This window comes from Pseudomonas sp. BN102, assembly GCF_029871245.1.
Classification (GTDB): domain Bacteria; phylum Pseudomonadota; class Gammaproteobacteria; order Pseudomonadales; family Pseudomonadaceae; genus Metapseudomonas.
In genome coordinates, this window is record NZ_SSON01000017.1 from 36,039 (window position 1) to 50,937 (window position 14,899).

General features: G+C 65.6%; 8 protein-coding genes. 3 read left to right on the forward strand and 5 right to left on the reverse strand.

Annotated features, from left to right (window positions below; genetic code table 11):
• Positions 1-3: 3 nt before the first annotated feature.
• Positions 4-408 (reverse strand): nuclear transport factor 2 family protein, encoded by a 405-nt coding sequence (locus tag E8F12_RS01435; RefSeq protein WP_280323505.1) that lies wholly within the window; start codon positions 406-408, stop codon positions 4-6.
• An 8-nt stretch (positions 409-416) separates the two neighbouring features.
• Positions 417-1,376: an agmatinase gene (gene speB / locus E8F12_RS01440; RefSeq protein ID WP_280323507.1), complete on the reverse strand. Its 960-nt coding sequence runs from the start codon at positions 1,374-1,376 to the stop codon at positions 417-419.
• Positions 1,377-1,652: 276 nt separating this feature from the next.
• Here speB and E8F12_RS01445 point away from each other — a divergent pair, with 276 nt between their 5' ends.
• Complete coding sequence (locus tag E8F12_RS01445) at positions 1,653-2,546, forward strand: LysR family transcriptional regulator (protein WP_280323508.1); 894 nt, start codon at positions 1,653-1,655, stop codon at positions 2,544-2,546.
• A 12-nt stretch (positions 2,547-2,558) separates the two neighbouring features.
• Complete coding sequence (locus E8F12_RS01450; protein ID WP_280323510.1) at positions 2,559-3,161, forward strand: DTW domain-containing protein; 603 nt, start codon at positions 2,559-2,561, stop codon at positions 3,159-3,161.
• Between the two features lie 156 nt (positions 3,162-3,317).
• Here the strand turns inward: E8F12_RS01450 and E8F12_RS01455 are convergent, their stop codons facing one another.
• The 3 genes from E8F12_RS01455 to E8F12_RS01465 are packed head-to-tail and all read right to left on the reverse strand — an operon-like array spanning position 3,318 to position 8,219.
• Positions 3,318-4,670: an HlyD family type I secretion periplasmic adaptor subunit gene (locus E8F12_RS01455; protein ID WP_280323512.1), complete on the reverse strand. Its 1,353-nt coding sequence runs from the start codon at positions 4,668-4,670 to the stop codon at positions 3,318-3,320.
• A gap of 11 nt (positions 4,671-4,681) precedes the next feature.
• Positions 4,682-6,841, reverse strand: a complete 2,160-nt coding sequence (locus E8F12_RS01460; protein ID WP_280323513.1) for a type I secretion system permease/ATPase — start codon at positions 6,839-6,841, stop codon at positions 4,682-4,684.
• A 22-nt stretch (positions 6,842-6,863) separates the two neighbouring features.
• Entirely contained in the window at positions 6,864-8,219 is a 1,356-nt protein-coding gene (locus E8F12_RS01465; protein WP_280323514.1) for a TolC family outer membrane protein, read from the reverse strand.
• A 464-nt stretch (positions 8,220-8,683) separates the two neighbouring features.
• On the opposite strand from E8F12_RS01465, the gene E8F12_RS01470 reads away from it, so the two are divergent.
• The gene (locus tag E8F12_RS01470; protein ID WP_280323515.1) at positions 8,684-14,788 is read left to right on the forward strand and encodes a retention module-containing protein; all 6,105 of its coding nucleotides are present in this window, start codon (positions 8,684-8,686) and stop codon (positions 14,786-14,788) included.
• Positions 14,789-14,899 lie beyond the last annotated feature (111 nt).

Below are 14,899 nucleotides of genomic sequence, written 5' to 3' on the forward strand. Positions count from 1 at the left end.
TCGTCAGGTTTGCGGCAGCTGCTCCGGCATCGCCGACAAGTGCTCGTGACAGGCCAACCAGCGGCCACTTTCTGGTTGCCGGCGGAAGACAATGGTCTCCCGTTCACGGCTTTCTATTTCTTCACCCTGGATGCGCAGGCGGGTGGCGACGTCGTGGTAGAAAATCGCCACATCGCCCTGCAGGCTCACCACGGGGTTGAGGGATGTGCACGCCAGAACGGCAAAGCCGTCGCGCTGCCAGCTGTCCCACAGCTCGCGGTAGGCCGCGCGGTTGGGCAGCGGCTGCTCGCAGGTGTGGAAGACGAAGCTGGCGTCCTCGCTGAAAGCGGCGAAGTAGGCTTCGGTGTCGTTCGCGGCGAAGGCGGCCACCAGCGAGCTGGCGGCCTCCAGTATGTGCTGTTCGCTCATGTCTGCTCTCAGCGACGCTCGACGCCCGGCAGGATGCAGAGCATTTCGTAGAGCAGGTTGGCGCCCAGCAGCGAGGTGTTGCCGGTGGTGTCGTAGGGCGGGGAGACCTCGACCAGGTCGCAGCCGATGATGTCCAGGCCCTGGCAGCCACGGATGATCTCGATCGCCTGGATGGTGGTCAGGCCGCCGATTTCCGGGGTGCCGGTGCCGGGAGCCCAAGCCGGGTCGATGCCGTCGATGTCGAAGGAGAGGTAGACCGGGCCGCCGCCGACCTTCTCGCGGACTTCCGCCATCAGCGGCTCCAGCGACTTGTGCCAGCACTCTTCGGCCTGGACCACGCGGAAGCCCTGCTTGCGGCTCCAGTTGAAGTCCTCGGAGGTGTAACCCTGGGCACGCAGGCCGATCTGCACCACGCGGTCGCAGTCCAGCAGGCCTTCTTCCACGGCGCGGCGGAAGGTGGTGCCGTGGGCGATCTTCTCGCCGAACATGTGGTCGTTGACGTCGGCGTGGGCATCGATGTGCACCAGGCCAACCTTGCCGTGCTTCTTGTGGATCGAACGCAGGATCGGCAGGGTGATGGTGTGGTCGCCGCCCAGGGTCAGCGGCAGGATGCCGTGGTCGAGGATGCGGTCGTATTCCTGCTCGATGATGCGCACGGCTTCCAGCAGGTTGAAGGTGTTGATCGCGACGTCGCCGATGTCGGCCACGTTCAGGGAATCGAAGGGAGCAGCGCCGGTCGCCATGTTGTACGGGCGGATCATCACCGATTCGGCGCGGATTTCGCGGGGGCCGAAGCGGGTACCGGAGCGCAGGGAGGTGCCGATGTCCAGCGGGACGCCGACGAAGGCGGCATCCAGGGCGTCGAGTTCGGCAGGAGTCTGGATGTGCGGCAGGCGAAGCATGGTGGCGATGCCGCCAAAACGGGGCATTTCATTGCCGCCCAGGGGCTGATGGAGTTTCTTGTCCACGGGGTGGCCTCACGGTTGTTGTGGTTGTAGGTAGTTGGCCGATTCTGGTGACAGTGCCATCACAGAAAAATCGCTGGCTGCAAATAATTACTTCAAGGATTTCTAAACTATCGGGAGCGGGTACACTGACCCGCGATCAGATCCGTAGGTTGTGGCTGAGCACAGCGAAGCCCAACGTTGCCGGGCCCACCGCAGTTGTTGGGCTTCTCAGTTGTTGGGCTTCGCGTAGCTCAGCCCAACCTACGGCGTTCAATGTCCTTGAGGCCGTGAATTCCCATGTCCACCGCCATGCCCGACCTGAAACTCCTGCGCATCTTCGCCAGCGTGGTCCGTCACCAGGGCTTTGCCGCCGCGCAGCAGGAGCTGAACCTTTCCACCTCGGCCATCAGCACCTACATGAGCCAGCTGGAAGGGCAGGTGGGTCTGAGCCTCTGCCACCGCGGACGCGCCGGCTTCCGCCTGACCAGCAAGGGTGAGCTGTTCTACCAGGAGACCCTGCGTCTGTTGGGCGAACTGGAAAGCTTCGAGCGCTACTCGGCCTCCCTCAAGGGCGAGTTGCGCGGCACCCTCAACCTCGGCGTGCTCGACTCGACCGTGAGCGACCCGGCGCTGCCGCTGGCCGAAGTGATTGGTGCCTACAGCCAGGAGCACGCCGCAGTGCACCTGCACCTGTCGGTGATGAGTCCCTACGACCTGCAGCTGGGGGTGCTGGACAACCGCCTGGATCTGGCCATCGGCGCCTTCTCCACGCGCATGAACGGCCTGGTCTACCAGCCGCTCTACCGCGAGCAGCACTGGCTCTACTGCAGCGAACGTCACCCGCTGTACAACGAGCGGCGCATCCCCGCCGAACTCATCACCCAGCAGCGCATGGTGGGGCGTGGCTACTGGAGCCAGGCGGAACTGGCGCGGCACGGCTTCAAGCACAGTGCGGCAACCGTGGAGTCCATGGAGGCGCAGCTGATCCTGGTGCTCTCCGGCGCCTACATCGGCTACCTGCCGGAGCACTACGCCCACCCCTGGATCGAGCAGAAACGCCTGCGCGCGCTGCTGCCGGCGACCTTCGGCTACCAGGCGCCGTTCTCCATGATCCTGCGCCGCGGACGGGCCAAGGAACCGCTGATCCTGACCTTCCGCGACCTGCTGCGTGCGCAACTCAACCTGCGCTGAGGAGCTGCCATCATGTCCCGTCCGCACTGCCCGCGCTGCCAGCGTCCCGCAAGCCACTGTCTGTGCCCGCTGATCCCCCACCTGGCGAGTCGCACCCGTGTGCTGCTGTTGCAGCATCCCAGCGAAGTGAACCACGCCCTGAATACCGCGCGCCTGGCCGCCCTGGGGCTGGAGAATGCCGAGCTGCGGGTGGGCGAGCGCTTCGAAGACCTGGGCGAACGCCTGACCGATCCCCGTTACCGCGCCTGCCTGCTATTCCCGGGCGAGGACGCCCGATCCCTGGTGGAGATGGCCGCCAGCGACCTGCGCCCGCTGCTGCTGGTGGTGCCCGACGGCACCTGGCGCAAGGCGCGCAAACTGCTGCACCTGAATCCTGAACTCAGGGCTCTGCCCAGAGTGACGCTGCCCGCGGGCCTGACCTCGCGCTACCGCCTGCGCAAGGCGCCCATGGCCGGGGCGCTGTCCACCCTCGAAGCCGTCACCGTGGCCCTGGATATCCTCGAAGCGCCAGCGCGGTTCGATGAACTGCTACGGCCTTTCGAGGCGCTGATCCAGGGGCAGATCGAGGCGATGGGGGAGGAGACGTTCAGGCGCAATCACGGAGGTGGGGAGTAGTTATCTGGGGCAGGCCACAAGGCAGTCCCGTAGGTTGGTGCTGAGCTTGCGAAGCCCAACACTCCCGGGCAGCGGAGCAAGGTCCGTTGGGCTTCGCTGAGCTCAGCCCAACCTACGAAGATCGCAGAAGATTTCGTTCCCACAGATTTGGCACGGCTAGCGCTCCCTCATAGCCTCCTGCCTTGCCTTGAGCACGGGTTTCAGCAGGTAGTCCAGCACGCTCTTCTCGCCGGTGATGATGTCCACCGTGGCGACCATGCCCGGAATGATCAGCAGCGGGTGGTCGTCCTTGCCCAGGTGGCTCTTCTCGGTGCGCACCTGGATCAGGTAGAAGCTCTTGCCTTCTTCGTCCGTGATGGTGTCGGCGCTGATCAGCTCCAGGCCGGCCCTGAGGCCGCCGTAGATGGTGTAGTCATAGGCGGTGAACTTGACCATGGCCTTCTGCCCCGGGTGGAGGAAGGCGACGTCCTGCGGGCGGATGCGCGCTTCGATCAGCAGGCTGTCTTCCAGCGGCACAACCTCCACCAGGTCGCTGCCGGGCTGAACCACGCCGCCTATGGTGTTGACCTTGAGCTGCTTGATCACGCCGTGTACCGGCGAGATCACCGTGGTGCGGCTGACGCGGTCGTCGATGGCCTTGCTGGTGGAGGTGATCTTCGACAGGTCGGTGCGGGCCTCGTTGAGTTCCTTGATGGCGTCGGAGCGGAAGGCCAGCCGGCTTTCGTCCATCTTCCGCTCGATCTCCGTCACTGCCGATTCGGCGCGGGGGATGGCCAGGTTGGTGGCCTGCAGCTCGCCGCGGGTTTCCACGGCGCTGCGCTGCAGGCGGAGGATCTCCACCTGGGAGATGGCGCCGGCCTTGACCAGTGGCTGTGACATGTTCAGCTCCTGCTGGATCAACCCCAGGCTGGAGCGGTACTGCTGGCTCTTGGAGCGGAACTCTTCCAGCTCCTGCTTCTTCTGCCGCAGCTGCTCGCTGAGGATGCGCTGCTCGCTGTCCAGGCGCTGCGCACGGGCGCGGTACAGCGACAGTTCGTCCTCGGCCAGTTGCGGCGCCTCGCGGGTGATCTCCTCGGGCAGGGCCATTTCGCGACCCTCGGCTTCGGCCGACAGGCGTTCGACGCGGGCGGTCAGGGCCAGGCGGTCGGCCTCGCTTTCGCCCTTGTTGGAGCGGAAGCGGGTGTCGTCGAGGCGCAGCAGTACAGTGCCCTTGTCCACCACCTGGCCCTCGCGAACCAGGATCTCCGAGACGATGCCGCCCTCCAGGTTCTGGATGACCTGCACCTTGCTCGAGGGAATCGCCTTGCCTTCGCCGGTGGTGACTTCCTCCAGCACCGCGAAGCGTGCCCAGAGCAGCGCCACCAGCAACAGCACGCAGACGACCCAGACGGTGACGCGGGTGGCGCGGGGCGAGTCCTCGAACATGGCGCCGGCCACTTCGGGCATGAATTCGGTGTCGCCGTTGCTGCGCCGGTCGAAGTAGCTGCGGGGTTTCTCTGCACTGGCCATGCCTTGCCTCCTCACCCGTTGGCCTGGCCGATACGGCCTTTGCGCAGAGCGTCGATGACGGTGTCCTTCGGCCCGTCGGCGACCACCTGGCCGTTGTCCAGCACGACCAGGCGATCGACCAGGGCCAGCATCGAACTGCGGTGGGTGATGAGGATCAGCGTCTTGTTCGCCGACCAGGTGGCCAGGCGCTGGCGCAGTTGTTCCTCGCTGCTGTTGTCCAGGGCGCTGGTGGGTTCGTCGAGCACCAGCAGCGGCGGGTCGAGCAGCAACGCGCGGGCCAGCAGCACCGTCTGGCGCTGGCCGCTGGAGAGCAGTTGGCCGCGCTCGCCCACGGGACGGTCGTAGCCCTGGGGATGTTGCCGGGCCAGTTCGGCGACACCGGTCAGCTCCGCCACTTCGAGCATGCGTTCGTCGCTGGCGTAGCGCGCGCCCAGGGTCAGGTTGTCGCGCAGGCTGCCGGCCAGCAGGGGCAGGTCATGGCTGACGTAGCCGATCTGCTGGCGCAGGTCGCCGATATCGGTCTGCCGCAGGTCGAGGCCATCCAGCAGCAGCTGGCCTTCGTCCGGGGCATAGAAGCCGAGGATCAGGCGCGCCAGCGTGCTCTTGCCCGAGCCGCTACGGCCGATGATGCCGACCTTCTCGCCCGCCGCCAGGCGCAGGCTGACCTTGTTCAGGGCCGGCCCGGTCTGCCCCGGGTAGCGGAAATCCACCTGGCGCATGTCCAGGTTGCCTTTGAGCGATTGCTGTTCCAGGGGGCGCTGGCCGGCTTCGCGCTCCTGGGGCAGGCCCATCAGCGCATCGGTGGACTTCATGGTCAGCCGCGCCTGCTGGTAGCGGGTGATGAGCCCGGCGATCTGGCCCAGGGGCGAAAGCACCCGGCTGTTGAGCATGTAGCAGGCGACCAGGGCGCCAACGCTGACGTCGCCGGCGATGATGCTGTAGACGCCGCTGACGATCATCGCCAGGCCGGCGAACTGCTGCATGAAAAGGGTACCGTTGGTGGCCAGCGCGGAGAGGAAGCGCGCATGGCTGTCGAGGCGGGTGAGGGCGCCGTGGGTGTGTTCCCAGCGGTGCTGGCGCTCGCTTTCGGCGCCGCAGGCCTTGAGGGTTTCCAGGCCGGACAGGGTTTCGATCAGCAGTGCCTGGCGTTCGGCACCCAGGGCGAGGCTGCGCTGCACCGTGTCGCGCAGGCGCACCTGGATCAGGTAGGCGAAGAGGGCGGCGATGGGAAACGCGAGCACGGGGATCACCACCAGCCAGCCGCCGAGCAGGCCGATCACCAGCAGCATCAGCAGCGAGAACGGCAGGTCGATCAGGCTGGTGAGGGTCACCGCGGTGAGGAATTCCCGCAGGCCCTGGAAGTCGTGGATGCTCTGGGCGAAACCACCGATGGTGACCGGTCGGGCCTTGAGCGACATGCCGGTGATGCGTTCGAAGAGGGTGGCCGAGAGGACGATGTCGGTCTTCTTCCCGGCGCTGTCCAGCAGGTTGGCGCGCAGAATCCGCAGCAGCAGGTCGAAGCCGGTACCGATCAACAGGCCGATGGTGAGCACCCAGAGGGTCGAGGTAGCCTGGTTGGGCACCACGCGGTCGTAGGTCTGCATCACGAAGAGCGGCACCAGCATGCCCAGCAGGTTGATCAGCAGGCTCGCCAGCATGGCGTCGGCGTAGAGCCAGCGGGACAGCTTGAGGGTGTCGCGGAACCAGGACTGCAGGCGGGGAACCAAGGGGGTGCGGGCTTCCTCCAGCTCATGGCGCGGGCGGGCGAACAGGGCCTGGCCGGCGTACTCCAGGGCCAGCGCCTCGCGCGCTACCCACTGCTCGCCGCCGTCCGCCTCGCTGGGCAGGATGAGTGCACGGCCGCTGGCGTCCAGCTGGGTCAACACTGCGCTGCGGTTGCCCTTGAGCAGCAGCAGAAGCGGCAGGTTGAGCGGCGAGATGGACGCCAGGTCGCGACGCAGCAAGCGTGCCTGCAGGCCGACGCGGGCCGCCGCGCGGGGCAGCAGTTCGGCCGACAGGCGCTGGCCGGGCAGTGGCAGGCCGCTGCAGAGGCTGGCACGGCTGGCCGGGCGGCCATGCAGCCTACAGAGGATCAGCAGGCCATCGAGCAGCGGGTCGTCATGGCCCTGGTGCGGGTCCCGTGGGCTGTCAGTCCGCTCCATCGTGGTCATTGGCATGGGCTCCCGCGGCTGCTCACTTCATGTCCGGCAGCTGGGCTTCGCTCTTCACCTCGCTGACGGCGACGGCTTCGGCCGGGACCACGACGTTCTGGCGGCGCAGCAGGTCGCCCATGGCCGAGATCACCCGGTACATCGAGAACTCCTCGGTGTAGCGCACTTCCACGTAGCGGCGGTTGGCGGTGAAGAGTTCGTTCTCGCTGTCCAGAAGGTCCAGCAGGGTGCGCTGGCCGAGGCCGAACTGTTGCTGGTAGGCCTCGCGGACGCGCGCCGTGTAGTCGGCGTAGGCGCGGGCCTCGGGGGTCTGCTTGCGGGCGTTTTCCATGGCGTTCCAGGCCAGGGAAATGTTTTCGTTGAGCACCCGCAGGGCGTTGTTGCGGATGTCCATGGACTGGTTGATCTGGTGCGCGGCGGCCTGCAGCCGGGCCTTGTCGCGCATGCCGTTGAAGAGGTTGTAGTTCATCACCACGCCGGCCCGCCAGGTGTTGTAGTGGCCCTCATCGCCCTGCACGTTGTCGTCGGCGGTGGTGGCCAGCTCGGCATCCAGGCGAGGGTAGAAGGGAGACTTGGCGGACTCGTACTGGCTCTCGGCGGCCTGCACGTCGGCCTGGGCCGATTTCAGCAGGGGATTGGCGTCCATCACGCCCTGGCGCGCGGCAATCAGGTCGGCGGGCATTTCGCCCTTGATGGTCGCCGGGGTCACCAGCTCGTCGGAGGGCACGCCGACGGCGCTGTAGAAGTTGGTTTCGGCATCGGCCAGGTTCACTTCCTCGGTGTAGAGGTTGTTCTTGGCCAGGGCCAGGCGCGCTTCGGCCTGGTCGAAGTCGGCGGTGCTGCCGACACCGCGCTCGCTGCGCAGGCCGATCTGGTCGTGGATGCGCTCGTGGGCCATCAGGTTGTTCCTGGCCAGCGTCACCATCTCGCGGCGCTTGAGCACCTCCAGGTAGACCTCCACCGTACGCAGCGCAAGGCTCTCGGCGGTGCCCAGGGTGAAGTAGGCGCGGGAGTTCACCACCGCGCCGGTGCGTGCCACTTCGTTTGGTGTATTGAAACCGTCGAACAGCATCTGCCGCAGGCGCAATTCGGCGTCGCGGAAGTTCAGGGTTTCCTTGTTGTGATCACCGAGGGCGCGGGTAGTTGGGCTGTCCGTCTGCTCGCGACCCACACCGGTGATCAGGTCGACGGTCGGTAGGTATCCCCCTTTGGCGACTTTCTCCTCTTCGTCGGCGACGAGCCGGTTCTGGGCGCTGGCCAGGAGTTCGGGATGCTTGTCCAGAGTGCTCTGGATCGCGTCCGTGAGCGTCATGGCCTGGATTTGCGTGGCGGCCATGGCCAGCAGGATGCTGCTCCACAGGGGGTTGAAGGTGCGCATTTCTTGTCATTCTCCGTGTCGGTACTTCGTGTCCTGGCGCCGATAAATTGGCGAAATTCCATGGCAAACCGTTTCAGCCTTGTAACATCAGAGCTAAGAACATCTTTTGGATGAGCTAAGAAGAAATTTTCACAAGGGATATTAGGAAAAATTCTTATGCATTCGTCGGAAATCCAAGACATCTTTTTGCCAGCAAATCGCGTGTTTTGGGGCTTTCAGGGCCCTTGTGCGAATGCGCATTGCGGTCAGGCACAAAGAAAGGGGTTCTGGGTGGGCTAGTTCCGGAGGAGCAGTACGGCGCCAGGTTGTGTGACGTTTTTTTGACTTGGTGGCTTTTTGGCGTCGATTCTCTCCTCTCGATTCTTCTTCACGTACCCGTCGTTCGGTTCGGACGTGCTGTGACCCCTCATTGACTGGGATCGGCGCTGTCCGGCTGGCAGCACGTCGTGCGGGAGGAAGGAATCATGGCTGGATCAATCGGGGTCGTTCGGCAGGTCGTGGGTGAAGTCTTCGCGGTCCGGCTCGATGGTTCGCGCCGATTGCTCACCGAAGGCGACCCTGTGTATTTCGGCGAGCAACTGGTAACCGGCAGCAATGGGGCCGTGGCGGTGGCCCTGGGCAATGGCCAGGAACTGGTGCTCGGACGCGACAGCAGCATGACGCTGGACAACACCCTGCTGGCCGGCAATCCCGACCCCGACCGGACGGCCGACAGCGCACCGGCCGCTCCTGGCCAGCAGGACCTCACCGACGTCGAGAAACTGCAGGCCGCCATCCAGGCGGGCGTCGACCCGACCCAGACCGCCGAAGCCACCGCAGCCGGCCCCGGTTCAGGTGCAAGCGCCGGCAATGCGGGGGGCGGGCACTCCTTCGTGTTGCTGGGCGAGACCGCCGGCTCGGTGGACCCCAACATAGGCTTCCCCACCGGCCCCATCGGATTTATTCCCGAATTCCCCGCACCCGAGACGGCCATTCCTGCCGAGGAAGAGCCGGTCAATGGCGTGCCGCTGGCCCGCGACGACGGGCGGACCGCCAACGATGATGGCCCGCGCGTGCTGGGCAATGTGCTTGATAACGACGACAGCGGGCCGGACCTGCCCCTGAGGTTCGTGTCGTGGCAGGCCGGCGCTTCCCTGGACGGACCCAACGGAACTCGCCAGGTGACCACAGACTTTGGCGTGGTGAACCTGAATCCGGACGGCACTTTCAGCTTCGAGCTGGCCAATGCCATCCCGGTGCTGAGAGCGCTGGACGACAACCAGAGCGTCAACCTCAACTTTGGCTACACCATCGAGGACAGCAACGGCGACCAGAGTTCAGCGACCCTCACCATCACCATCGTCGGCCGCAACGACGTCCCGACGGTGGAAGTCAGCTTCCCGCAGAGCGAAGGCGACCTGGCCCAGGTATTCGAGCGCGGCCTGCCTGGCGGCACCGGCGGGACGAATCTCGGCACAACGGTGAATGGCAACTTCCAGATCGCCGACCCCGACGGCCTGGATGACCTCAAGTCCATCAGCGTCGGCAGCCTCACCCTCGACCTGACCAGCAGCAGCTTCGCCAGCCTGGTGGGGCAGGGCTTCGCCGCTGCCCATGGCACGGTGCTGATCACCGGCTTCGATGCCGCCAGTGGTACCTACAGCTTCAGCTACACCCTGACCGAAGCCACCCTTGATGCCGCCGGTCCGGAGACGGACGGCTTCCTTATTAATGTGAGCGATGGGCAGGCCAGCGCCTCGGCCAATGTCAGCATCGAGATAATCGACGACCTGCCGTCGGCCACTCCGGATAGCTGCGTCGCGGTAGAGGGCGGCAGCGTACCCGTCACCCTCAGCGGCAATGTGCTAGACAACGATAGTAGCGGCGCCGACCAGCCCAGAGCCTTCACCAGCTGGAACGGCGTGACCGGCGCCACGGCCGGGGCGAGCGGCAGCCTGCAGGTGGATACCCCCTACGGCCTGGTAACCCTGAACGCCGATGGCAGCTACAGCTTCGTGCTGGCCAATGGCTCGGCGGCGGTGGAAGCCCTGGAGCTGGGCGAGTGGGTCACCCTGCAGTACACCTACTCCATGCGGGACGGCGATGGCGATCCCCGCGATTCGACCCTGACGATCAGCATCTTCGGTAGTAACGACGGCCCCACGATACGGGTCAGTACCCCGGATACGCAGGGCGGCCTGGCCCAGGTCTTCGAGCGCGGCCTGCCCGGTGGCTCCAGCGCCGGAGATGGCAGCACTGTGGTCAGCGGGACTTTCAGCGTCGGCGATCCGGACGGCCTGGATAACCTCAAGTTCCTGAACGTGGGCAGGCTGAGCCTGGACCTGACCGCCAGCAGCTTCGCTGACCTGGTAGGGCAGAGCTTCGCCGCGAGACATGGCACGGTGCTGATCACCGGCTTCGACGCCGCCACCACCACCTACAGCTTCAGCTACAGCCTGAGCGAATCCACCCCCGATTTCGATACTGGGCCGGAGTTGGACGACTTCTTTATCGAGTTGAGTGACGGCCTGGCCATCATCTCGACACACGCGCTCATCGAGATAGTCGACGACGTACCGACGGCGGTGGACGACGGCGGCCACAGCACGGCGGAGGACACCCCGATCACCGTCAACGTGCTGGCCAACGACGTGCGGGGTGCGGACGCGCCGACCCTGGTGACCGGTGTTCAGTTGACCAGCGGCAGCGGCGCGGTGGGCTTCCTGCCGAGTGGCGAAGTGACCTTCATCCCGACGGCGGGCTTCGCGGGCACGGCGACCATCCTCTACAGCATCCAGGACGCCGACGGCGACAGCTCGACGGCGGTGCTGAGCATCACGGTGGGGCCGGACTCGACTCCTACGGTGAGCACGCCCGACCTCGATGGCGACGGCGACATGGTCTGGGAATCGGCGCTGCCCGACGGCAGTGGCGGCGGCACCACAAGCACCAGCGGCCAGTTCGCGATCGGCGCCGGCAATGACAGCCTGGCGCTGCTGGAAGTACAGGACAAGGACGGCAACTGGATCACCATCGGCGCGCCGAACACCCTGGTCAACGGCGTCTACGGCGTGCTGGCGGTGAACCCCGACGGCAGCTGGGTCTACACCCTGAGCGACAACACCCTGGACCACAGTGACGACACGTTGGGCGACGGCGATGGCGACCGTGGCCTGGCTGACCAGGTGCTGGACCCCTTTCAGGTGCGGGTCACCGATTCCGACGGTGACCTCTCGCCAGAAGCGACCCTGACTGTCGGGGTCAACGACGACGGCCCGAGCGCAGTGAACGACGGCGGCTACAGCACGGCTGAAGACACCCCGATCACGGTCAACGTGCTGGCCAACGACGTGCGCGGCGCCGACACGCCGACCCTGGTGACCGAAGCGACGCTCATCAGCGGCAGCGGCACGGTGAGTTTCCTGCCCACGGGGGCGGTGACCTTCACCCCGACCCCGGGCTTCGCGGGCGTGGCGATCATCACGTACCACATCGAGGATGGCGACAGTGACGAGTCGCAGGCGGAGCTGCGCATTACCGTCGACGGGGATTCGACGCCGACAGTGACCATCGAATACGGCCCAGACGGCGGGGTGGTCGATGAAGAGGCACTGAATGCCGGCGCCGGGATCGACGGCATGGCGGGCAGCAACCCCGGCAGCACGGCGGAAAGCACCAGTGGCAGCGTGCTGGTGTTCACTGGCGGCGACCGCCTCGGCAGCCTGGTGATCGGCGGGATCGACGTGACCCACGGCGGCACGGTGGAGGGCCTGTACGGCACTCTGGTGGTGAGCGCGCCACTGGGCAACAGCTTCAGCTGGACCTACACCCTCAACGACAACACCCTGGACCACCCGCTGAACCCGCAGACCGGGGCGCAGGACGTGCTGCTGGACGACTTCGCGGTGGCGGCGACCGACAGCGATGGCGACCCGGCACCTGCGACCACCCTGACCATTCAGGTCAACGATGATGGCCCGACGGCGGTGAACGATGGCGCCAGCACGGCGGAAGACACGCCGATCACGGTGGACGTGCTGGCCAACGACGTGCGCGGCGCGGATGCGCCGACCCTGGTGACCGGCGCGCAACTCACCGGCGGCAGCGGCTCGGTAAGTTTCCTGCCCAGCGGGGCGGTGACCTTCACCCCGGCGGCGGGCTTCGAGGGCGTGGCAACCATCTGCTACACGATCCAGGACGCCGACGGTGACGAGTCGCAGGCGGTGCTGAGCATCAACGTGGGCCCGGATTCGACGCCGACGGTGAGCCCCCCGGACCTCGATGGCGACGGTGACATGGTCTGGGAATCGGCGCTGCCGGACGGCAGCGGCGGCGGCCGCCTGACCACCAGCGGACAGTTCCTGATCCAGACCGGCAACGACAGCCTGGCGCTGCTGGAAGTACAGGACAAGGACGGCAACTGGATCACCATCGGCGCGCCGAACACCCTGGTCAACGGCGTCTACGGCGTGCTGGCGGTGAACCCGGACGGTATCTGGGTCTACACCCTGAGCGACAACACCCTGGACCACCACGACACCACCTCGGCGGACGGCGACGGTGACCGTGGCACGGCGGACCAGGTGACGGACCCCTTCCAGGTGCGGGTGACCGACTCGGACGGCGACCTCTCGCCGCCGGCGACCCTGACGGTGAAGGTCAATGACGACGGCCCGCAGGTCCTGGTCCGCAGCGACCTGATGTATGCCAATGCCAGCAATCCCTCCACGGGCGGCACCGGCATCTTCGACTACAGGGTCGGCTCCGATACCCGGGGAAGCTACAGCGCACTGAACTCGGACTTTTCCGCAATCAGCCTGACCGGGACCGTGGGAGCGAGCCTGATCTCGGCCACGGCAGTCACCTGGGTTTCGGAAACCGTTGAACAGGCCGTGTTCAGCGTCCAGTTCAAATATGATGCCGACCCGCTTTCCTCCGCTAATCCGTTGAGCCAGGCCAGCGGAACCCTGACGTTCGACAAGGTGGCGGGGACCTATACGGTCAAGCTGGATGCGCCGATCGAAGGCTTCACGGTGCTGCAGACCAGCAATACGGTGTCCAGGGAGAGCTTCAACCTGGTGGGCAGCTCCGACGCCCAGCCGGAGGTGGTGGTCTCGAAGCTGTCCGGGAACTTCTACGTCAGGTTCTCGGGGGGTGAAGAGGTTAGTGGCATGCCCTTGCAGACCACTGACAACAACGAGGCGTTGGCGGCAGGCGAGACGTTCAAGGCCAGCCAGAGCTGGGTCAGCATCTCGGGATCGGCGAATGGCGTCGCCAGCGACACCCTGCAAGGTGGCGAGGTCCTCAACATGGACTTCTACACCAGCAGCCCCGGCGGCAGCGCGAACCCCGGCGCCGGCACCGCAAGGGCCAGCGCGATGTTCCTGAAGGTGGACCAGTTGGGTGCCGATGAGGACTTCGTGGTGTTGCTGAAGCTGGTCGACCCGGACGACAATTCCATCACCACCCGGGCGATCGTGGTCGACAGCGAGGATATCTACACAGCTTCCGAGTCGAACCCCTACGGCATCACCTTCGGGGATGGCAGCGACGGTGTGGTGATCATCGAGTCGAACGACTTCAATGCGCCCGGCGAGAACTACCTCATCTACGGTGCCCAGCTGCTCACTTCCACGGAGGACGTCACGGGCTTCGGGATCAACCTCAATCGGAATGTGGGCAGCCTAGGCGCGTCGTCCCTGGCCGTGGCATTCCTGCTCGCCTTCGAGGCCAATGCCGGTGCGGGTGCCGATACCACGGACAACGATGTGATCAAGATCGTCGACATCGGCCTGGTCACCGCCCAGAGCAACACCCAGGACGCCAACCTCGACTTCGGCTTTTCGGTGATCGACGCCGATGGCGATACCACCAGTCCCCAGGTCCTGGAGGTCGCCATCGTCGGTGGCACGTCCTTTACCGGGACGGCCGATGACGAGGTCATGCAAGGCACTTCAGGCAATGACCAGTTCGATGGCCTGGGCGGCGTGGATACCGTCAGCTACCGGCATGCCGCCAGCAGCATCACGGTAAGCCTGGACACCCTGGTGGCGCAGAACACCGGGGGAGGTGGTACCGACACGCTGTCGAACATCGAGAACCTCATCGGTTCGGGTCAGAACGACACCCTGGTCGGCAACAGCGGCAACAACCGCTTGTTCGGCCTGGCCGGCGATGACCACCTGCTGGGTGGCGACGGTGACGACTGGCTGGTGGGCGGCCTGGGAGCCGACACCATGACCGGGGGCAACGGCAAGGACACCTTCGTCTGGCAGAAGGGAGGTCTGGATGGCGGCGTCGACCACATCACTGACTTCCAGGTGGATACCAGCGGCGCCAACTCCGATGTGCTGGATCTTTCCGACCTGCTGAACGGGGTGGGTGAAAATCCCAACGAGTTGCAGAACTACCTGGACTTCGCCTTCACCGGAACCACCACTACCATCGCGGTGAAGACCGAGGCGGCGGGCCCCGTGGAGCAGCAGGTGGTGCTGGACAACGTCGACCTGTCGACGCTCTACGGCAGCACCAACGAGGCCCAGGTCATCAGCGACATGCTTGGCGACAATGCGCTGAAGGTCGACGTCTAGCCTCGCTGCCGGCTTTTACCTCTCCCATCCTGGAGGAGCGAGGGTTTGGTGCGCCGATATCTGGCCGGTTTCGCGCATGAAGGTTCGTGGAACCTGGATTTGCCTCGAGCC